The 20,823-nt window shown below is 72.4% G+C and carries 18 protein-coding genes; 15 read left to right on the top strand and 3 right to left on the bottom strand.

Going from position 1 to position 20,823, the window contains the following annotated elements; all coding sequences use genetic code 11:
• Positions 1-191: 191 nt before the first annotated feature.
• Positions 192-992 carry a helix-turn-helix domain-containing protein gene (locus E0F75_RS02585; protein ID WP_187621020.1) on the bottom strand — a complete coding sequence of 267 codons (801 nt, stop codon included), beginning with the start codon at positions 990-992 and terminating at the stop codon, positions 192-194.
• A gap of 143 nt (positions 993-1,135) precedes the next feature.
• Here E0F75_RS02585 and E0F75_RS02580 point away from each other — a divergent pair, with 143 nt between their 5' ends.
• The 11 genes from E0F75_RS02580 to E0F75_RS02530 all read left to right on the top strand — a co-directional run bounded on the left by E0F75_RS02580 (position 1,136) and on the right by E0F75_RS02530 (position 10,806).
• Positions 1,136-1,951 carry a phytanoyl-CoA dioxygenase family protein gene (locus E0F75_RS02580; RefSeq protein ID WP_187620756.1) on the top strand — a complete coding sequence of 272 codons (816 nt, stop codon included), beginning with the start codon at positions 1,136-1,138 and terminating at the stop codon, positions 1,949-1,951.
• Positions 1,948-2,280, top strand: coding sequence for a hypothetical protein (locus E0F75_RS02575; protein ID WP_187620755.1), 333 nt, complete (start codon positions 1,948-1,950; stop codon positions 2,278-2,280). The genes E0F75_RS02580 and E0F75_RS02575 overlap by 4 nt, the downstream gene beginning before the upstream one ends.
• A gap of 428 nt (positions 2,281-2,708) precedes the next feature.
• Complete coding sequence (locus E0F75_RS02570; RefSeq protein ID WP_187620754.1) at positions 2,709-3,560, top strand: fumarylacetoacetate hydrolase family protein; 852 nt, start codon at positions 2,709-2,711, stop codon at positions 3,558-3,560.
• Between the two features lie 14 nt (positions 3,561-3,574).
• Positions 3,575-4,912, top strand: coding sequence for an L-fuconate dehydratase (locus E0F75_RS02565; RefSeq protein WP_187620753.1), 1,338 nt, complete (start codon positions 3,575-3,577; stop codon positions 4,910-4,912).
• Positions 4,909-5,682 (top strand): SDR family NAD(P)-dependent oxidoreductase, encoded by a 774-nt coding sequence (locus tag E0F75_RS02560; RefSeq protein WP_187620752.1) that lies wholly within the window; start codon positions 4,909-4,911, stop codon positions 5,680-5,682. The genes E0F75_RS02565 and E0F75_RS02560 overlap by 4 nt, the downstream gene beginning before the upstream one ends.
• Positions 5,679-6,710, top strand: a complete 1,032-nt coding sequence (locus E0F75_RS02555) for an aldo/keto reductase (protein ID WP_187620751.1) — start codon at positions 5,679-5,681, stop codon at positions 6,708-6,710. Before E0F75_RS02560 ends, E0F75_RS02555 begins: the two co-directional genes overlap by 4 nt.
• Entirely contained in the window at positions 6,707-7,018 is a 312-nt protein-coding gene (locus E0F75_RS02550) for an L-rhamnose mutarotase (protein ID WP_187620750.1), read from the top strand. Before E0F75_RS02555 ends, E0F75_RS02550 begins: the two co-directional genes overlap by 4 nt.
• 26 nt (positions 7,019-7,044) lie before the next feature.
• The gene (locus tag E0F75_RS02545; RefSeq protein ID WP_229312442.1) at positions 7,045-7,923 is read left to right on the top strand and encodes an amidohydrolase; all 879 of its coding nucleotides are present in this window, start codon (positions 7,045-7,047) and stop codon (positions 7,921-7,923) included.
• Positions 7,914-8,666 carry a (Fe-S)-binding protein gene (locus tag E0F75_RS02540; RefSeq protein WP_187620748.1) on the top strand — a complete coding sequence of 251 codons (753 nt, stop codon included), beginning with the start codon at positions 7,914-7,916 and terminating at the stop codon, positions 8,664-8,666. The genes E0F75_RS02545 and E0F75_RS02540 overlap by 10 nt, the downstream gene beginning before the upstream one ends.
• Positions 8,663-10,177 carry a LutB/LldF family L-lactate oxidation iron-sulfur protein gene (locus E0F75_RS02535; protein WP_187620747.1) on the top strand — a complete coding sequence of 505 codons (1,515 nt, stop codon included), beginning with the start codon at positions 8,663-8,665 and terminating at the stop codon, positions 10,175-10,177. Before E0F75_RS02540 ends, E0F75_RS02535 begins: the two co-directional genes overlap by 4 nt.
• Positions 10,174-10,806 (top strand): LUD domain-containing protein, encoded by a 633-nt coding sequence (locus E0F75_RS02530; protein ID WP_187620746.1) that lies wholly within the window; start codon positions 10,174-10,176, stop codon positions 10,804-10,806. The genes E0F75_RS02535 and E0F75_RS02530 overlap by 4 nt, the downstream gene beginning before the upstream one ends.
• Before the next feature lie 100 nt (positions 10,807-10,906).
• On the opposite strand, the gene E0F75_RS02525 is transcribed toward E0F75_RS02530, so the two are convergent.
• On the bottom strand, positions 10,907-13,072 hold the full coding sequence (locus E0F75_RS02525; RefSeq protein ID WP_187620745.1) for a glycoside hydrolase family 9 protein: 2,166 nt from the start codon (positions 13,070-13,072) through the stop codon (positions 10,907-10,909).
• Between the two features lie 256 nt (positions 13,073-13,328).
• On the opposite strand from E0F75_RS02525, the gene E0F75_RS02520 reads away from it, so the two are divergent.
• From E0F75_RS02520 to E0F75_RS02505, 4 genes are all read left to right on the top strand, one after another.
• Positions 13,329-14,588: an SLC13 family permease gene (locus tag E0F75_RS02520; protein ID WP_187621019.1), complete on the top strand. Its 1,260-nt coding sequence runs from the start codon at positions 13,329-13,331 to the stop codon at positions 14,586-14,588.
• Positions 14,589-14,592: 4 nt separating this feature from the next.
• Positions 14,593-15,114 (top strand): universal stress protein, encoded by a 522-nt coding sequence (locus tag E0F75_RS02515; RefSeq protein WP_187620744.1) that lies wholly within the window; start codon positions 14,593-14,595, stop codon positions 15,112-15,114.
• 258 nt (positions 15,115-15,372) lie between these two features.
• Positions 15,373-18,228 carry a glycoside hydrolase family 3 protein gene (locus tag E0F75_RS02510; protein ID WP_229312441.1) on the top strand — a complete coding sequence of 952 codons (2,856 nt, stop codon included), beginning with the start codon at positions 15,373-15,375 and terminating at the stop codon, positions 18,226-18,228.
• Positions 18,229-18,440: 212 nt separating this feature from the next.
• The gene (locus tag E0F75_RS02505) at positions 18,441-19,424 is read left to right on the top strand and encodes an acetylxylan esterase (protein WP_187620743.1); all 984 of its coding nucleotides are present in this window, start codon (positions 18,441-18,443) and stop codon (positions 19,422-19,424) included.
• Between the two features lie 115 nt (positions 19,425-19,539).
• Here the strand turns inward: E0F75_RS02505 and E0F75_RS02500 are convergent, their stop codons facing one another.
• Positions 19,540-20,820 carry a glycoside hydrolase family 6 protein gene (locus tag E0F75_RS02500; RefSeq protein WP_187620742.1) on the bottom strand — a complete coding sequence of 427 codons (1,281 nt, stop codon included), beginning with the start codon at positions 20,818-20,820 and terminating at the stop codon, positions 19,540-19,542.
• Positions 20,821-20,823 lie beyond the last annotated feature (3 nt).

Raw genomic sequence — 20,823 nt, 5'->3', positions numbered from 1 at the left:
CCTTTGCCTGCGTCTGTGCCTGCGCTGCCGCGATGCCTGCCGTGCTGTCCGCATGTCCGTCCGTCCGGAAGATCGAGCCGATGGTGCACTGCTTGGTTGCCGCCGGAGGCGAAAGGGTTGCCGGAGATCTTCGGAGCAGGAGCCGATCGGGTCTTGGGGGAGGCGGGAGGCGGTCTGCCGATGGTCTGTGCCTACTGATCCGCGCTGTTGCGCGGGGCGGGGCCGGCGGTACGGATGCCGCGTGGTGACGCCCCGAGTTCACGGCGGCAGGCCTTGTTGAACGCCTGGAGGTCGGGGATGCCGACCGAGGCGGCGACGGCGGGGATGGAGAGGGTGGTGGCCCGCAGGAAATGGCGTGCGCGTTCCATCCGGCGGGCCCGGATGTAGCCGACGACGGTTTCCCCGGTGGCGGCGCGGAAGAGCCGGGTCAGATGGTTGTGGGAGACGCCGGCCGCCTTCGCGATCTCCGGCACCGTCAGGGCCTCCGTCAGCCGCGCCTCGATCAGGGCCGTCGCGGCCGCCACGGCCGGATGAACGGCCCGGGCGCTCTGCTCCCGCGCCGAGGTGAGCCGGGCGATCCGCCACAGGGCGCCCCACACCTCGGCGGTGGCCCCGGCCGGGGTGTTCGGCCAGGCTGCCAGTGCCTGCCGCAACTGTGCGGTGAGCAGGTCGAGCTCGTGGCCGGCGGGCTGGATCACGGGAATGCCGTGGGGTGTCCCCGCCGAGCCCAGGCGGAAGTGGACGTAGAGGTGTTCGGAGCGGCCCCGGTAGCGGTAACGCACCTCGGTTCCGGGCGGTACGAGGCTGACCCGCCCGGGGCGGATCGCGTGCTCGGTGCCGTCGACCGTCAAGTCGGCCTCGTAGCCGTACAGATGGAGCTGCCACAGGTCCGGCAGCGAGAACACCTCGACCCGGCCGGCCGGTCCGTGCACGCCGATGCCGAGGGCGGCGAGCGTGGGAGGCTCGTCGAGATGGGCGAGAACCGTCTGCATGGTCACGTGTTCTACCACGGCATACGCGGCCCGCTCCTGGGCGCGGTCCTCGACGGACCCGTCGGACAGCATGGTGATAATCGACCAGTGGAGGGTGAGCGCGGCCCACGCGGTGCGCGGCGGCGGGACCTAGCGTGGCGGTCATGGAGAACAGGCAAGAACTGCTCAATTCCGTGCAGATGGCGCGCTTCGTGGCATCCGGGTCACTACGGCTTGACGCGGTGGTCCCGGCGGAGATGAACGCCGAGGGCATGGCGGTACTGGCGGACGGAGTGCCACCGGTGCCGTACGGGACGCCCCTGTCCGATGCGTACGCGAACGGCTCCTTCGTCCGCAGGCTGCTGGAACTGCCGCAGGTGGCGGGGGCCCTGCGCAGCCTGGTCGGTCCGGATCCATGGGTGGACCACCACTTCGTGCACACCCGCGAGCCGCACGGAGGCGCCGCGCAGGCCTTGCACGGGGACGCCATCATCGACGTCCGGCCGGACGCCTTCGACGTCCAGCTGATGTACTACCCGCAGGCCGTGACGCTCGAGATGGGCGGAACGCTCAGCGTGCCGGGCAGCCATCTGCGGCGGACCAACGAATCGGACACCGGCCGCTACCAGAACCTGCGCGGTCAGAACCGCTTGGTCTGCCCGGCCGGCACCGTGGTGTTTCTGCACCACGGCATCTGGCACGGGGGTCGGCGCAACGACAGCGACACCCTCCGCTACATGTTCAAGATCCGCTTCAACCCCAGGGTGCGTCAACGACGTCTGTGGGACACCACGGATCTCCACGACCCGCAGGTGACCGCGGAGCTGGACACGATGTTCCCGTGGTACGAGGGAGCGACCGGCCGGCTGGAGCGGTACAACCGCATCCTGCTGTGGCGGGAGCTGACCGGCGACGACGGCTTCGACCTCGACCACTGGGTGACCAGGGTCTCCAACCGCCCGAAGGGGGCCGTGGCATGACGACCGAAGCGATTCTTCCCGCGCGGGCGGACACCGGAGACGCCACCGCCCCGGTGCTGCGGCAGCAGGTGCTCGTGCTGTACCTGGCGGACTCGGCGCTGGACTCCTCTGTGGTCGGCTGGTCGCGCTACGACGGCACCGGCCACACCTCGCCCACCACGGGCGACAGCGACGAGCCGCCGTACGAGTCGGGGGTGGCAGCGCTCCGGGACGGCTGGCGGCTGTTCCAGGCCGCCCAGCTGATTCCGCCGTATCCGGGTCACGAGTACGACGTGTCCTTCCTCAAGCACGAGTTCTTGTTCGAACGGTTCGTCGACGTGCGGGCGTAGCCACGACAGAAGGACGCCGGGAGGGCGTTGCAGCCCGCACCCTGTCGATCGCCTCGCCGGCGACGCCCCCCTCAGACGGCGGGGCGCCCGACGAGCGCACCCAATGAACCGGCCATTCCTCCGATGTATCTCGGACGTCGAGGACGTTACGGCGACGTTGGCGGCGTTGACAAGAGTGCGCGACCGGCGACATGCGGCCCCGGGGGAGCGTCGTCGACGGGCATGCCGAGGAAATACATCCGAGGAATCCATTGTCAGCGGCGATCTCCGCGTCTAAGGTCGCTGTGGCTCGTGAAACATCCCATGACTGACGGTGTGGATGACCGAAGCCCTGGCGAACGGCCCGGACCGGCGCACCTCAGGTCGTCTGACCCGTACGGCCGGCCGACCCCAGAGACGAAACCGAAACTCGGCAAGGGAGTTGCCCGGTGAAACTGCTACGAGTCGGATCCCCAGGTGAAGAGCGGCCCGCGGTACGCGCCGACGACGGCCGTCTCCTTGACCTGTCCTCCGTGACCCGGGACATCGACGGTGCCTTCCTCGCCTCCGGGGGGATCGACAGGGCCCGCGCGGCGGTCGCGGCGGGGCGGCTGCCCGAACTGGACCCGGACGGGCTGCGCATCGGGGCGCCCGTCACCCGCCCCGGCAAGGTCGTCTGCATCGGCCTGAACTACCGCGACCACGCCGCCGAGACCGGCGCGGCGATCCCCCCGCGTCCGGTGGTGTTCATGAAGGACCCGAGCACGGTCGTCGGCCCGTACGACGAGGTGCTGATACCCCGTGGATCGGTGAAGACCGACTGGGAGGTCGAGCTCGCGATCGTCATCGGCCGCCAGGCGCGCTACCTGGACGGACCGGATGCCGCGCGGGCCGTGATCGCGGGGTACGCGATCAGCCACGACGTGTCGGAGCGGGAATTCCAGCTGGAGTACTCGTCGCAGTGGGACCTGGGCAAATCCTGCGAGACCTTCAACCCGCTCGGGCCGTGGCTGGTCACCGCCGACGAGGCCGGCGACCCGCAGGACCTCGGCCTGCACCTGAGCGTCAACGGCGCCAAGCGGCAGAACGGTCACACCAGCGACATGGTCTTCACGGTCGGCCACATCGTCTGGTACCTGAGCCGGTACATGGTCCTGGAGCCGGGCGACGTGATCAACACCGGCACCCCCGCGGGTGTGGCTCTGGGCCTCCCCGGTACTCCCTTCCTGCGCCCCGGCGACACCGTCGAGCTCTCCGTCGACGGCCTCGGCAGCCAGCGCCAGACCTTCGCCCAAGCGTGAAAGGCAGCACCACCTTGACTGCAACCTCCGCTCGGATCACCGCCGTCGACACCTACGACGTCCGCTTCCCCACCTCGCGGGAACTGGACGGCTCCGACGCGATGAACCCGGACCCCGACTACTCCGCCGCCTACGTCGTACTGCGCACCGACGCCGGCGACGGCCACGAGGGCCACGGCTTCACCTTCACCATCGGACGCGGCAACGACGTCCAGGTCGCCGCGATCGACGCACTGCGGCCCCACGTCGTGGGCCGCTCCGTAGCGGAACTGTGCGCCGATCCGGGATCGGTCAGCCGGGACCTGATCGGCGACAGCCAACTGCGCTGGCTCGGCCCCGAGAAGGGCGTGATGCACATGGCGATCGGCGCCGTGGTCAACGCCGTGTGGGACCTGGCCGCCAAGCGGGAGGGCAAGCCGCTGTGGCGGCTGCTCGCCGACGCCTCGCCGGAGTGGCTGGTCTCCCAGGTCGACTTCCGCTACATCGCCGACGCCCTCACCCCCGAGGACGCCCTCACGCTCCTCCACGAGGGCCGCACGGGCCTCGCGGAGCGTGAGACGACCCTGCTGGAGCGCGGATATCCCGGCTACACCACCTCCCCGGGCTGGCTCGGCTACACCGACGACAAGCTCACCCGACTGGCCAAGCAGGCCGTGGCCGACGGCTTCACGCAGATCAAGCTCAAGGTGGGCGCGGACCTCAGCGACGACATCCGTCGGCTGCGCACCGCCCGCGCCGCTGTCGGTGACGGCATCCGCATCGCCATCGACGCCAACCAGCGGTGGAACGTGGCCGAGGCGATCAGGTGGACCAACGCGCTCGCCGCGTTCGACCCGTACTGGATCGAGGAGCCGACCAGCCCCGACGACATCCTCGGCCACGCGGCCGTACGGCAGGGCGTCGCTCCCGTGAAGGTGGCCACCGGCGAGCACGTGCAGAACCGGATCGTCTTCAAACAGCTCCTCCAGGCCGGCGCCATCGACGTCCTCCAGATCGACGCGGCGCGCGTCGGCGGGGTCAACGAGAATCTGGCGATCCTGCTGCTCGCCGCGAAGTTCGGGGTGCCGGTGTGCCCGCACGCCGGCGGAGTGGGGCTGTGCGAGCTGGTGCAGCACCTGTCGATGTTCGACTACCTGGCCCTCGCCGGAACCACCGAGAACCGCGTCATCGAGTACGTCGACCACCTCCACCAGCACTTCGTCGAACCGGTGGTGATCCGGGACGGCCACTACACGGCGCCGCTCGCCCCCGGCTTCTCCGCAGCCATGCGTGAGGAGTCCATCGCCGAGTACCGCTACCCGGACGGTACGTTCTGGGTTGCCGACCGCGCCGCGCAGGAGGAAGCGGCATGACCGAACTGACCGGCCTCAAGGCTCTCGTCACGGGCGGCGCGTCCGGTATCGGGCTCGCCACGGCCCGCGCGCTGGCGGCGCGGGGTGCGGCCGTCGCCGTACTCGACCTCGATCCGGAAGGCATACGGGAACCCCTGCTCGGCCTCAAGGCCGACGTCAGCGACGACGCCTCCGTACGCGCCGCCGTGGAGGAGACGGCCATGCGGCTCGGTGGCATCGACATCCTCGTCAACAACGCGGGCATCGGCGCCACCGGCACCGTCGAGGACAACCCCGACGAACAGTGGCACCGCGTCCTGGACGTCAACGTCCTCGGCATGGTTCGCACCACCCGCGCCGCCCTGCCCCATCTGCGCCGCGCCGCCACTGCCCGTCCGGGCACCGCGTCCGTGGTCAACACCTGCTCCATCGCGGCCACCGCCGGACTGCCGCAGCGCGCCCTGTACTCCGCCAGCAAGGGCGCCGTGCTGTCTCTCACCCTGGCCATGGCCGCCGACCACGTCCGTGACGGCATCCGGGTCAACTGCGTCAACCCCGGCACCGCCGACACCCCGTGGGTGGCCCGGCTGCTCGACGCCGCCGACGACCCCGAGGCCGAACGGGCCGCACTCGACGCCCGCCAGCCCATGGGCCGTCTGGTGACCGCCGACGAGGTGGCGGCCGCCATCGTCTACCTGGCCGGTCCGGCCGCGGCGTCCGTCACCGGCACCGCGCTCGCGGTGGACGGCGGCATGCAAGGACTGCGGCTGCGCCCGGCGGCCCGGTCGTGAGGACCACCGGGCTCGGCGGCAGCGAGGTACCGGTCTCGGAGCTCGCCCTGGGCTGCGCGGCCCTCGGCAACCTCTACCACCCGGTCACCGACGAGGCCGCCCACGCCACGGTGGACGCGGCCTGGGACGCCGGCGTCCGCACCTTCGACACCGCCCCCCACTACGGACTCGGCCTGTCGGAACGGCGGCTCGGTGCCGCCCTGCGCGACCGCCCCCGCGACACCTACACCGTCTCCACGAAGGTGGGCCGGCTCCTCGTCCCGAGCCCTCGGGGAGGTCCCGGGAACGACCTCGCCCACGGCTTCGCCGTCCCGGCCACCCACCGCCGGGTCTGGGACTTCAGCGCCGACGGAGTGCTGCGCTCCCTCGAGGCGAGCCTGGACCGCCTCGGCCTCGCCCGCGTCGACATCGCCCTGCTGCACGACCCGGACGACCACGCCGAGCAGGCACTGCGTGGGGCCTACCCGGCCCTTGAGCGGCTGCGAGGCGAAGGCGTGGTCGGGGCGATCGGCATCGGCATGAACCGGTCCGCCCTGCCCGCCCGCTTCCTGCGCGAGACCGATGTCGACGTGGTGCTCCTGGCCGGCCGCTACACCCTCCTGGAACAGGACGGGCTCACCGAACTGCTGCCGGAGGCGGCTGCCCGGGGCCGCAGCGTCGTCATCGGCGGAGTGTTCAACTCCGGGCTTCTGTCCGCCCCCCGGCCGGGCGCCACCTACGACTACGCGCCGGCCCCGCAGCCGGTGCTCGACCGGGCGCTGCGGCTGCTCGCGGTCACCGAGCGCCACGGCGTGCCGTTGCGGGCCGCCGCGCTGCGCTTCCCCTTCGGCCACCCGGCCGTGGCGAGCGTCCTGACCGGTGCCCGTTCCCCCGAGGAGGTGCGCGACACCGTGGCGCAGCTGCGGCGCCCGATCCCGGACGCCCTGTGGGACGAGCTGCGCGCCGAGGGCCTGCTGGACCCGGAGACGCCCGTCCCCGTCACCGCACCCACCGGGAAAGAAGCCCCGTCGCCGAAGGAGGCGTCATGAAGGTCGCCCTGCACACCAAGGTCCGCGCCGACCGCATCGAGGAGTACGACGCCGCGCACCGGCAGGTGCCCGAGGAGCTGGCCGCGGCCATCCGGGCCGCGGGGGTGAGCGAGTGGACGATCTGGCGCAGCGGCACCGACCTGTTCCACGTGCTGGAGGTCCAGGACTACCAGGCCATGATCGCCGCACTCGCGAAGCTGCCGGTCAACATCGCATGGCAGGCACGGATGGCCGAGCTCCTCGACGTCGTCCACGACTACTCCGCGCAGGGCACGGACGCCTCGCTGCCGGTGGTGTGGGAGCTGTGACCCGGGCGGACCACGGGCCGGGAATCGTGGACGCACACCACCACGTGTGGGACCTTTCCGTCCGCGACCAGGACTGGATCGCCGGGCCCGAACTCTCCCCGCTGCGAAGGAACTTCTCCCTCGCCGACCTGACACCGGAGGCCCGCGCGGCCGGCGTCACCGCGACCGTGCTGGTGCAGACGATCACCGTGCCGGAAGAGACCCCCGAATTCCTCGCCCTGGCCGCGCGCAGCGACCTGGTCGCCGGGGTCGTCGGCTGGACCGACCTGACCGCACCCGACGTCGCGGACACCCTCGCCGGGCTGCGCGCCGGCCTCGGTGGGGAACACCTGGTGGGAATGCGCCACCAGGTACAGGGCGAGCCGTACCCCCGCTGGCTCGTGCGCCCGGAGGCACTGCGCGGCCTGACCGCGATCGCCGAGGCAGGACTCGTCTACGACCTCTTGGTGAAGCCGCACCAACTCGCGGCCGCCGTCGAGGCCGCGCAGCGCCTGCCCGGCCTCACCTTCGTCCTCGACCACCTCGGCAAACCGCCCATCGCGTCCGGCGAACTCGCCCCCTGGGCGGAGCAGATCAGACGCCTTGCCGCCCTCCCCAACACCGTCTGCAAACTCTCGGGCCTGGTCACCGAGGCCGACTGGGACTCCTGGACGGTGGATGAGCTGAGGCCGTACGCCGACACCGTCCTGGACGCCTTCGGACCCGCGCGGCTGATGTTCGGCTCCGACTGGCCCGTCTGCCGGCTCGCCGCCACCTACGCCGAAGTCCTCGCCACCGCGGTCGACATGACCGCCGAGCTCAGCCCGGCCGAGCGCCGCGACGTCCTCACCGGCACGGCTGTACGGACCTATGGCCTGACCATCCCGGCACCCCCGGTCCCGCCCCAGGAACCCCCATGCGCATAGCCCTTTTCATCACGTGCTTCAACGACACGATGTTCCCCCGCACCGGCCAGGCGGTGACCGCCCTCCTTGAACGCCTCGGCCACACCGTGGAGTTCCCGCAGGGCCAGACGTGCTGTGGCCAGATGCACTTCAACACCGGCTACCGGCCCGAGACCCTGCCCATGGTGCGCCGCTTCGCCGAGGTGTTCGCGGGCTACGACGCCGTCGTCGCTCCCTCCGGGTCCTGCGCGGGCATGGTGCGCGACCACCACCGGGTGGTGGCCGCCCAGTACGGCGACGCCGCCCTCACCGAGGCGGTCGAGCGAGTGGCGCCGACGGTGTACGAGCTGTCGGAACTCCTCGTCGACGTCCTCGGCGTCACCGACGTCGGCGCGTACTTCCCGCACCGCGTCACCTACCACCCGACCTGCCACTCGCTGCGCATGCTCCGCGTCGGCGACCGGCCGCTCAGGCTGCTGCGCGCCGTGAAGGGCATCGACCTCGTCGAACTGCCCGCCGCCGAGTCCTGCTGCGGCTTCGGCGGCACCTTCGCGCTGAAGAACGCCGAGGTGTCCAACGCCATGCTCGCCGACAAGATGCGCCATGTCCTCGACACCGGGGCCGAGTTCCTGTGCGCGGGCGACAACTCCTGTCTCACGCACATCGGCGGCGGCCTGTCCCGCCTCCGCACCGGCGTCGGCACGATGCACCTGGCCGAGATCCTGGCTTCCACGGAAGCCTCCACGGAGGGGGACGTACGGTGAGCGGCGCGGACAACGTCGTATGGCTGGGCACACCGGCCTTCCCGGAGGCGGCGCGTGCCGCGCTCGCGGACACCCGACTGCGGGCGAACCTGCGCCGGGCCACCGGCACCATCCGGGACAAGCGGCTGGCGGTCGCCGCCGAACTGGAGGACTGGGAGGATCTGCGGGAGACGGCCGCGGCCGTCAAGCGTCACACCCTGCGCCACCTCGACCACCATCTCCTCCGCCTGGAGAAGGCCGTGACGGCCGCGGGCGGAGTGGTCCACTGGGCGGCGGACGCCGCCGAGGCCAACCGCATCGTCACCGACCTGGTGCGGGCGGCCGGCGGCAGTGACACCGAGCAGCAGGAAGTCGTCAAGGTCAAGTCGATGGCGACCCAGGAGATCGGCCTCAACGAGGCGCTCGCCGACGCCGGCATACGCGCCTACGAGACCGATCTCGCCGAACTCATCGTGCAGTTGGGCAGCGACCGCCCCTCCCACATCCTGGTGCCGGCCATCCACCGCAATCGCTCCGAGATCCGGGAGATCTTCCGGCGCGAGATGGGGGAGTGGGGAAGGCCGGCTCCCGAAGGGCTCTCCGACGACCCCCGCGATCTCGCCGAGGCGGCCCGGCTCCACCTGCGGGAGAAGTTCCTGCGGGCCAAGGTGGCCGTCTCGGGCGCCAACTTCGCCGCCGCCGACACCGGAACGGTGGTGGTGCTGGAGTCGGAGGGCAACGGCCGGATGTGCCTCACCCTGCCGGAGACGCTGATCACCGTGATGGGCATCGAGAAGGTCCTGCCGTCCTTCGCCGACCTGGAGGTCTTCCTCCAGCTCCTGCCCCGCTCGTCGACGGGCGAGCGCATGAACCCGTACACCTCCCTGTGGACCGGCGTCACCGAGGGCGACGGTCCACAGAACTTCCATCTGGTCCTCCTCGACAACGGCCGCACCGCGACGCTGGCCGACGAGGTGGGCCGCCAGGCCCTCGCCTGCATCCGCTGCTCGGCGTGCCTGAACGTCTGCCCGGTGTACGAGCGGACAGGCGGCCACGCCTACGGATCCGTCTACCCCGGCCCGATCGGCGCCGTACTGACCCCGCAACTCGTGGGCATCGAGAACGCGGCCTCTCTGCCCTTCGCCTCGACCCTGTGCGGCGCCTGCTACGACGCCTGTCCCGTGAAGATCGACATTCCCGAGGTGCTGGTCCACCTGCGCGCGGAGGCCGTGGAGGCGGGGCGGCGGAACAGACTCCTGCCCTCCGTCGAGTCGCTCGCCATGAAGGCCGCGGGCGCCGCCATGTCCTCCCCGGGTCGACTGGCCGCGGCCCAGAGGCTCGCCGCCTTCGGGGCCCGCCTGGTGGCCCGTAACGGCCGGATCGGCGCCCTGCCGGGTCCGCTCGCCCGCTGGTCCGACAGCCGTGACACGCCTGTGCCGCCCCCGGAGACGCTCCGTGCCTGGTGGCGCCGGACGAGAACACCCGCGCATGAGGACGGCCCCGCGACGGGGGAGAGGAAGGGACGACGATGAACGGCCGCAAGAGCATCCTGGACGCGGTGCGGGGAGCCCTGGCCGGCGTGCCCGGCTCGGAGAACCCCGACGACATACCGCTCCCGGCCATCCGACGCGCCGACCACGCGGGACCGGACGTCGTCGGGCTGTTCGCCGAGCGTGCCGCCGAGTACCGCGCCACGGTGGTCCGGGTTCCGGCGGCCGAGGCGGCGGCGGCCGTCGGCCGCGCGCTGGCCCGCACCGGAGCACGCTCCCTGGTGGTGCCGTCCGGGCTTCCCGAGGACCTGGTCCCGGAGGGGCCGTGGTCGCGGCTGGCGGACGCTCCGCCGCTGACGGTGGGGCAACTCGACGGCGCGGACGCCGTGGTCACCACGGTCGCCACCGCGATCGCCGTCACCGGTACCGTGATCCTCGACCACGGACCCGGCCAGGGCCGCAGGGCCCTCACCCTGCTGCCCGACCAGCACGTCTGCGTGGTCCGGGTGGACCAGATCGTCCCCGACGTGCCCGAGGCGCTGAGCCGGCTCGACCCCCGCCGGCCGCTCACGCTCATCTCCGGTCCCTCGGCCACGAGTGACATCGAGCTGGAGCGTGTCGAGGGCGTGCACGGCCCCAGGACCCTGGACATCGTTCTGGTGATGGCCTGATCAAGGCGGCCGCCCTTGCCGGCGGCCCCCTGGGACGGTGTGGGTGCGGTGCCGGCCGGGCCCGGGCGGAACCGTCCGCCCGGGCCCGGCCGGCAGCGGATCAGGCGCAGGCGTTCCCGTTGAGCGTGAACGCGGCGGGGGAGGGGTTGGTCCCGCTGTGCGTTCCCTGGACCCCGAAGCTCGCGGTCCCGCCGGGGGCGATCGCCCGGTTCCAGTCGGCGTTGCGGGCGCCGACGGCGGTGCCGTTCTGGGTGACGGTCGCGTTCCAGGCGCTCGTGACGCGCTGGTCGCCCGGGTAGGACCAGGCCAGCTGCCATCCGTCCACGGTCGTCTGGCCGGTGTTCTCGACGGTGACCGTCGCGGTGAAGCCGGTGCTCCAGACGTTGCTCACCGTGTACGTCACCGCGCAGGCGGGGGTGGGCGGTTCACCGCCGCCGGACGCCCGCTCGGCGGCGTAGGCGGCGAGCCAGGCCAGCGGGGCGTTCCAGTTGACCGCCACCTCGTTGGTCGAGTACGAGCCGATGTCGTCGACGTAGCAGGCGGCGGGGGCGCAGCCGGTCAGCTTCTCCACCGCCACGGGGTCCTGGAGCGCGCTGTTGGGGCCTCCCGCGAGCGATCCGGCCGGCGGGTGGGGCAGCGAGGGGTCCAGCTGATGCGCCCAGAAGCGGTGGTGCTGGTTCTGCGAGGACGTCTCGCCGTAGCCGGTCACGTACGACAGGCCGAGGGCGTTGCGGCCGAGCAGGTAGTCCATGGTCTCCAGCGCGCCGGCGCGGTAGCGCCCGTCGCCGGTCAGCTCCCCGGCGACGGCCATGACGACCGCGTCGTTGGCGACCTCGCCGTTGGAGCCCCAGAAGTACCCGTCCGCGGGGACGGGCACCGCGTATCCCTGGGCGGTCATCCTGGAGAGGTATCCGTCGGCGGCCGCGGTCACCGAAGAACGGACCCGGGCGACGTCGGTGGCGGGCAGCCCGTTGGGGATCGTGGCCAGGACGAGCCGGCCGAGCGCGGCCGTGTCCGCCCAGCCGAAGCCGTAGGGGGTGAAGGCGGTGGCGGAGGTGTGCCAGGACGATGAGGTGACCGCGTCCCGGTAGGCGTTCTCCCCGGTCGTCGCGTACAGCTCGGCGGCCGCCCAGTAGAACTCGTCGGTGACCTGCGCGTCCCCGTAGGCGCCTCCACCCGTACCGTCCGAATCCGGCGCGTACAGGGCCGGGTTCGCCTGCGCCGCGGTCCAGGCACGGCGGGCCGCCGAGAGGCAGCGGTCCGCGTACGCGGAGTCGTACGGCCGGAAGACCCGGGCGCACTGCGCGGCCGCCGCCGCGAGATTGAGGGTCGCCGCCGTGGACGGGCGGTGCAGCTCGCGTGGCTGGGAGTCCTGTTCGGGGCGCATCGGCATCCCGGTCCAGGCCGCGTCGTGGATCTTGTGGAACGCCATGCCCGCGTACTGCCTGCCTTCGGGCACCTGCATGCGCATCAGGAAGTCCAGCTCCCAGCGGGCCTCGTCCAGGACGTCCGGTACGCCGTTGCCCCGCTCGGGTACGCGCAGGGTGGAGTCGCCGAGCGCCGCGTCCTTGCCCGCGCGCTTGGCACGCTCGAAGGAGTTGACGACCAGCCAGGTGGATATGCCGCCGTTCACCACGTACTTGCCGTGGTCGCCCGCGTCGTACCAGCCGCCCCTGACGTCCTGGGTGTAGTCGCACACGGTGGCCTGGCAGGGGACGGAGGTGTCGCCCTTGTTGGGCGCGACGCCGAGGTGTCCGGCCGGGCGCGCGTAGGCGGAGCCGACGAGGGAGGCGTCGATGGAGATGCCGCTGCGCTGGTGGTGGAAGAACGCCATCGAGTCGGAGCGCAGCGTGTCGTAGAGGTCCGCGCGGATGTCGAAGGGGACGCTGCTGCCGCCGTCGACCGCCAGGACGTATCCCGCGCCGGTGCTCCTGTACGCGGAGAAGTCGGCCACCTGGACGGACTGGCCGGAGGGGGCGTCGGCGCCGTACGGGACGGTCGAGCCCGAGGCGACCACCGTCCCGGACGCGTTCCGCAGCTGCCAGGCGAGCGAGCCCGTCGCCGTGGTGACGACGGTGGCGCGCTTGGGGCCGTCCGGCAGATAGCCGACCTGGTTGACCCGTACGGCCGTGGTCGTCGCCGCCGCGGAGGCGGTGGCGCCCACGGCGGCCGGTGCGGTCGTGAGACCGCCGAGGAGGAGGGTCCCTGCCAGCAGTGCGGTGGAGAGGCGCAGGGGGCGGCGTAACGACCGGGTGGTGCGGGGCATGAGCGGCTCCTGTGTGTCGGTGGTGGGTCAGCCGAGGGAGTTGGGAGCGCTCCCACTCTGACGAAGTGTCGAACAAGGGTCGATGGGCCGGGGATCTGGAGCGCACCGTAATGACGCCTGTCGTCACCGTCAACGGGGTCGACCGGAGCGGCGAGAAGTCGGCCACCGGTCAATGCGCGGAGCGCGATGTCGCAGGGCGTAGCGTTCGGCGCGACGGCGCGGACGGCCCGACCCGCCGCTACGGAAGGACCCGATCCTGAACCCCCCGCTCGCGGAGACGCTGTCCGCGGCCCTGCTCCTCCTCGTGCTCGCCTGCGCGGTCATCCGCCCCTTCGGCCGGCCGGAAGCCGTCGTGGCCGTCCCGGCCGCGGTACTGGTGATCGCCACCGGGGCCATCTCCTTCGACGACGCGCTGGCCGAGGCGGAACGGCTCGGGCCGGTGATCGGCTTCCTGGCGGCCGTACTGGTGCTGGCTCACCTCTGCGACGACGAAGGGCTGTTCCAGGCGTGCGGCGCGTGGATGGCACGTACGGCGGCGGGTCGGCCACGCCGTCTGCTCACCCAGGTGTTCCTGGCCGCATCGGTCATCACGGCCGCGCTCAGCCTGGACGCCACGGTGGTGCTGCTCACCCCGGTCGTGTTCGCCACCGCGGCACGCATCGGGGCCCGCCCCAAGCCCCACGTGTACGCCTGCACCCACCTGTCGAACACGGCCTCCCTGCTGCTGCCCGTCTCCAACCTCACCAACCTGCTGGCTTTCACGGCCAGCGGGCTGACCTTCACCCGGTTCGCCGCACTGATGGCACTGCCGTGGACGGTGGCGATCGGCGTCGAGTACCTGGTCTTCCGGCGCTTCTTCGCCACCGACCTGGACGCCGGGGCGCAGGCCCCCGCCGCCGTGGAACCGCCGCCGCTGCCGCTGTTCGCCCTCGTGACCGTGGGGTGCACGCTGGCCGGATTCGTGCTGACCTCGGTGGTCGGCATCAACCCGGCGTGGGCCGCCCTGGCGGGCGCGCTGGCCCTCGCCGTGCGGGCCCTGGTCCGGCGCCGCACCACTCCCCGGGCGCTGGTCCGGGCCGCCTCCGTGCCCTTCCTCGCCTTCGTGCTCGCCCTCGGGGTCGTGGTCCTGGCGGTGGTGGACAACGGTCTCGACGACGCGTTGGGACATCTGATCCCCGAGGGCACGGGGCTGCCGGAACTGCTCGCCCTCGCCGCGCTGGCCGCCGTCCTCGCGAACGTCATCAACAACCTGCCCGCGGCCCTGGTGCTGCTGCCGCTGACCGCCCCGTCGGGACCCGGCGCCGTCCTCGCCGTCCTGCTCGGGGTCAACATCGGCCCCAACCTCACCTACGCCGGTTCGCTGGCCACGCTGCTGTGGCGGCGTATCGTCCACGCCCACGACGGTGAGGTGGAGCTGAAGGAGTTCACCCGGCTCGGCGTGTACACGGTACCCGCGAGCCTCCTCGCCGCGGTCCTGGCACTGTGGCTCTCGCTGACCGTCATCGGAGGAGGCTGACCCCATGGCCGTGGTCGTCTGGATCGTCGAGGGCACCTGGCGCGCCTGCGTGGATGCCGCCCGCACGCACACCCCGGCGGATGCCGACGTCGTCCTGCTGCACGTCACCCCCGCAGACGTCCCCGGCGCGGCGCACGGAGCCTTCGCCGGCCTGCTCGGCCGCGGTCACCCCTCGGGGGACCGCCCGGCCGAAGGCTGGGGGAGGGATCCCGGCACGCGTCTGGAGCACCTCGCCGCCGCCTCCGGGCGGCAGCTGCTCCAGGACGCCGCCGACCGCCTGGGCCGTCCCTGCGCCCGTACCGAGCGCACCGGGCGCGTCGAGCGCGAGGTCGTCGCCGCGGCCGAGGGATGCGACCTGCTGATCCTGGCCCGTGACGGCGACCGCACCCACCTCGGTCCGCACAGCCTCGGCCCCGCCGCACGCTTCGTCGTCGACCACGCCCCCTGCCCGGTACTGCTCGTCTGGCCCGAGCCGCCGCCGGGGCTCCCCACGATGCCGCGGCCTCCCGGCCACCACACCGCCTGACGGGCGGCGAAGCCCCGTACGTCCGGTGGCGTCCCGGTGGCGTCCCGGAGGGCGTATGACGCGGGCCGCTTCTCCAACTGCGCGTCGAATCGCTTCCCTTGGCAGGCAGAGGTGGCGGACTCGTTTCGTGCGAAACGAGAGATCGTGAGGGAGGAACTTTCTTTCCGGCTTCCGTTGACAGGTCGTTCAGGCGAATGGGACCGTCGAAGCGCTTCGACGACCGACCCACCGTGCCCAGCCGCCTGAGGGGTTCTCCACGTGAGTTCCGTGCCCGCGTCCGCATCCGAGCGGCCCGATTTCCGCGACCCCGCGCTCAACCTGCACAAGCGCGTCGACGACCTGCTCTCACGGCTCACGCCCGACGAGCGGATCGCGATGCTGCACCAGTACGTGCCGGCCGTCCCACGGCTCGGCATCGCCGCCTTCCGTACCGGCAGCGAGGCCCTGCACGGGGTCTCCTGGATGGGCGTGGCGACCGTCTTTCCGCAGGCCGTCGGTCTCGGCGCCACCTGGGACGAGGCCCTGGTGCACCGGGTCGCCGAGGCGATCTCGGTCGAGCTGCGCGCCTGCCACCGTCACCGCCCGCCCGTCACCGGCAGCGGCGCCAACAGCCTGCAGGCCTGGGCCCCCGTCCTGAACCCGCTGCGCGATCCCCGATGGGGGCGCAACGAGGAGGGCTACTCCGAGGACCCGGTGCACACCGCCCGGCTCGGCGAGGCGTTCTGCAAGGGGCTGGCCGGCGATCACCCGGCCTACCTGCGGGCGGCCCCGGTGCTCAAGCACTTCCTCGCCTACAACAACGAGGACGACCGCTGTACCACCTCCTCCGGACTGCGCCCGCGCGTCCTCCACGAGTACGACCTCGCCGCCTTCCGCCCCGTCGTCGCCTCCGGCGCCGCGACCGGAGCCATGGCCGCCTACAACCTGGTCAACGGCCGCCCCTGCCACGTCAGTCCGCTGATCGAGACGGAGCTGCGGCGCTGGGCACAGCCGACCGGCCACGAGCTGTTCGTGGTCAGTGACGCCGAGGCCCCCTCCAACCTGGTCGACCCGCAGCACTACTTCGACGACCACGCCGAGTCCCACGCGGCTGCGCTCAAGGCCGGCATCGACAGCTTCACCGACCACTGGGAGGACAGCGCCACACCGATCGACCGGCTGCGCGAGGCGCGGGAGCGCGGTCTCATCGACCAGGCCGACGTGGACCGCGCCGTGCGGCGACACCTGGAACTCCGCTTCCGGCTGGGGGAGTTCGACCCCGAGCTGGACCCGTACGCCGGGATCGGCCCGGAAGCGATCGACTGCCCCGAGCACCGAGCCCTGGCGCGACACGCGGCGACCGAGTCGGTCGTGCTGCTCAAGAACGACGCCCTGCTGCCGCTGAATCCGGCCCGGACCCCGCGGACAGCCGTCATCGGCCCCCTCGCCGACACCCTCTGCGAGGACTGGTACAGCGGCACCATGCCCTACCGGGTGACCGTCGCCGACGGCCTCGCCGCCGCCCTCCGCGCCCACGACGGCGAGGTGGTACGAGTCGAGGGCGCCGATCGGATCGCCCTGCGCGTCCGCACCACCGGCGAGCTCCTCGGCGGGACCGCCTTCGACGTGACCGACTGGGGCCGAGGCGTCCTGACCCTCCGCGCCGCCGACACCGGCCGCTACGTGAGCCTCAAGGACGACGCCACCGTGATCGCCGACCAGGAGGTGCTCAAGACCTGGGAGATCCACGAGACCTTCCGCCTCGAACCGGCCGGGGACGGCACGGTGCTGCTGCGCTCCGTGCTCACCGGTCGCTACGCCGCCGTGGACCCCGCCGACGGCAAGGTCGCGCTGACCGCCGATGACCCGGACTCCGCCGAACGCTTCGAGCGGGAGCTGCTGCTCGACGGCGTGGCCGAGGCCCGCGCAGCCGCCGAGGCGGCCGACGCGGCGGTCGTCGTCCTCGGCAACCACCCCCTGATCCACGGCCGCGAGACCGAGGACCGCGCGGACATCCACCTGCCCGAGTCGCAGGAGGAGCTGTTGCGGACGGTCGCGGCCGCACGCCCGGAGACGGCACTCGTGGTGATGAGCAGCTACCCGTACGCCGTCGACTGGGCCGACGAGCACCTGCCCGCCGTGGTGTGGACCTCCCACGGCGGGCAGGAATCAGGCCACGCGCTCGCCGCCGTACTCCTCGGCGAGGCCGAGCCCGCCGGCCGCCTGCCACAGACCTGGTACCGGGGCGACGATCCGCTGCCGGCCCCGCTCGACTACGACATCATCACGGCGGGCTGGACCTACCAGTACCACCCGACCGCGCCTTGCTACCCCTTCGGCCACGGCCTGTCCTACACCGACTTCGCCCACCGCGACCTGCGCCTTTCGCGGTCGTCGATCGACCAGGACGGCTCGGTCGACGTCACGGTGACCCTGGCCAACATCGGTGCCCGGTCAGGCAGCGAGGTGGTGCAGCTCTACGTCCGGGCGCTGGACGCCCGTCACGAGGCGCCCAGGCTCCGCCTGGCCGACTTCCGCAAGGTGCGCCTGGCACCGGGGGAGAGCCGCGAGGTGACGTTCCGGCTGCCCGCCGAACAGCTCGCCCACTGGTCCGTCGCCACCTCGGCCTTCACCGTCGACCCCGGCGGCTACGAGATCATCGTCGCCCGCTCGGCCGATCACCCGGTCCTCAGCGCGCCGCTGACGGTGACCGGGACGGCCCCGGCGCCCCGGGACGTCGTGGAACGGCGGACCCCGGCGGTCGACTTCGACGACTACGCGGACGCCACCCTCGTCGACGCCACCCGCGCCGACGGTGACGCGGTCACGCCCACCGACCCCGCCCGGCCCGCGACGCTCCTCTTCCGCGACGCCGACCTCTCGGGGGCCGTCCGGATCGAGGCCGAGACCGCCCGCGAGGACACCGGACCGGGCGAGGCGCGGCTCGTCCTCGAAACGGTCGACCAGGTGGTGGCCGAGCTCGACGTCCCCGTCACCGGCGACCGCTACGCGTGGACGACCGTCGCCGCCGACCTGGCCGCCCTGCCCGAGGGCGTCCACGACCTGCGCCTGACCCTGCACGGGGACTTCCGCCTCGCCGCCTTCCGCTTCTGCGGACCCGGCAGGACCGGCTGATCGCCTGCGCCCCATGGTCCGGCGGCCCGTCCGACGTGGGGGGACGGGCCGCCACCTCCTGGGGGTGTCTTGCCGATCAGGCCGGGCTCGCGGCTGATCCGGCCTGATCGACAAGACACCCCCAGGGCCGTGTCCGCCGGGCGCGCGTTCCCGGTGTCACGTGAACCCCACCACCCCGTCACCTCGTCCACACTCCGACCGGAGGAAGCACCATGCCGCTCACCGACTTCGGTACCGACGAACTCGTCGGCTACCGGCCGCAACTGCCCGCCCCGCGGGACTTCGACGCGTTCTGGTCCCGCTCCCTCGCCGAAGCCAGGTCCTACGACGGGACCGTCAAGACCGAACGCGTCACGTCCGCACACCTGCTGCACACCGTCGAGGTCGACGACGTGCGCTTCCCTGGCTGGAACGGCGAGCCGGTGGCCGCCTGGCTGCTGCGCCCGCGCGGCGCGGAGGGACCGCTGCCGGTCGTCGTCACGTACATCGGCTACAGCGGTGGTCGTGGTCTGCCCACCGACCACCTGTTCTGGTCCGCCGCCGGTTACGCCCAGCTCGTCGTCGACAGCCGGGGCCAGGGTCACGACACGCCGGACCGTACGGCGGGCGACGGCACGCAGTGGGCCGGGGGATTCATGACCCGTGGCATCGACTCCCCCGAGAACTACTACTACCGGCGCCTGATCACCGACTGCGTGCGCGCCGTGGACGCCGTCACGGAACTGCCCGGGCTCGACCCCGAGAGGGTGGTCGTGGCAGGAGGCAGCCAGGGGGGCGGCCTGGCCCTCGCCGTGGCCGGTCTCGCCGGGGACCGCGTCGCGGCGGCGCTGCCGGACGTCCCGTTCCTGTGCCACTTCCGCCGGGCCGTACAGATCACCGGGGAGGGCCCCTACCCGGAGATCGTCGAGTACCTGCGCTGGCACAGCCGCGACCGCGTGGAGCAGACCTTCGCCACCCTCGACCACTTCGACGGCGTCCACTTCGCCCAGCGGGCCACCGCTCCGGCACTGTTCAGCGTCGGCCTGATGGACCCGATATGCCCGCCCTCGACGGTCTACGCCGCCTTCAACAGCTACCAGGGGAAGGACCGCACGATGACCGTCTGGCCCTTCGGCGACCACGGCGGCGGCTGCGGCTCCAACCCGCCGGTCCAACTGTCCTGGCTGCGCGAGCGCGGGCTCTCACCGGAGATCTGACCGCGGATGAGCACCCCCGCCTTCCCGCGCCTCCCCGCCGGCATCGCGCCTGCCGTCATCCTCTCCCCCCGGGGGCTGCCCCCTGGTGTCTCGGGCGGGGGGACAGGGGCGGAGCTCAGCGGTTGAACGTCAGGCGCGGGGCCCCGTTGCGGGCGAGCGTGTGTGCCTGGGCGGGCCACCAGGTGCCGGCGGGCGGGTCGACGATGCCGTACTCGGGGTCGATGGTGCCGCCGGTGTTGCGTGTGCAGCTGCCGTCGGACTCACCGGGGATCTTGACCCACAGGTAGGCGTCGACGAGCGGGACGCCGGTCTCGGCGGTGGGACGCGGGCCGAGGCCACGGCCGGGCGCGTTGCACCAGATCTCAGGGTCCCCGCTGTACCTGCCGGGCTCCGGGGTCCAGGCGCCCAGACCGTTGCGGCTGGTGTCGATGACGAAGTGGTGCAGCGCGTCGGTGGGCGGGGTGCCCACGCTCTGGTCGAACCACGCGTCGGTCCAGCGCCAGGTGGCGGGGTCGGCGGAGTCGACGGCGTTGCCGGGGGCGCCGTCGTTGGGTGCGGCGGACGAGTAGTACTGCGTGGCACACCAGTCGGTGTGGCCGCGCGCCTCCGCGGGCCCCTCGGTGGCGAACCACATGCACTTCGCGATCCACGTGCCGTACCTGGCGTTGTGGTCGGTGGGGTGGGTGTTGGACACGTTGAGGGCGAAGCCGTCGCCGTACCGGACGCCGGCGTCCAGCAACCGCCGCGCCATGTCGCCGACGGGACGCCACAGGACGTTGCCCGCGTCCAGGTAGACCGCGGTGCCGGCCTTGGACTTGATGGTCCTGACCGCGTATGCGAGATCGGCGATGCGGGTCGCCGTGAGTTCGCCGGTCGGGTCCACGGCCGGCCCGCAGTCCCTGGGGAGGAGGGCAAGGCCGTCGGGCTCGACCACGACGACCGCCTTGCTGTCGCCGATAGCGGCGGCGAAGGCGTCGATCCACTGCCGGTAGGCGGCTGAGGACGCGGCTCCGCCGCTGGAGTACTGGGTGCAGTCCCGACCCGGCACGTTGTAGGGGACCAGGACGGGGGTCCGGTTCACCGCCCGGGCCTCGCGGACGAGAGTTCTCACCTTGCCCCGTACCTCGGCGGGCGTGCCCTCGGTGAACCACTCGGCCTGCGGCCAGCTCGCGAGCTTGGCCATGTTCACGGCGTTCGCGAAGTCGCCGTTCCCGAAGTCGACGAGGGCCTGCTTGGCTGCCTTGCTGTGCGGGTCCACGTAGAACCGGGTGGTCGGGGTGATCCCGTCCCCGGCGGGGGCGGCCTGCGCCTGGCCCTGCGTCGCGGTGAGGGCGGCACAGGCCGCGAGCGCCGCGAGGGCGGCGGTCGCACGGCGCCGTAGGCTGCGTGGCTTCAATGG

Origin of the sequence: Streptomyces sp. CB02980, from assembly GCF_014451325.2 — a bacterium.
Classification (GTDB): domain Bacteria; phylum Actinomycetota; class Actinomycetes; order Streptomycetales; family Streptomycetaceae; genus Streptomyces.
This window is presented reverse-complemented; position numbering and strand designations above follow the sequence as displayed.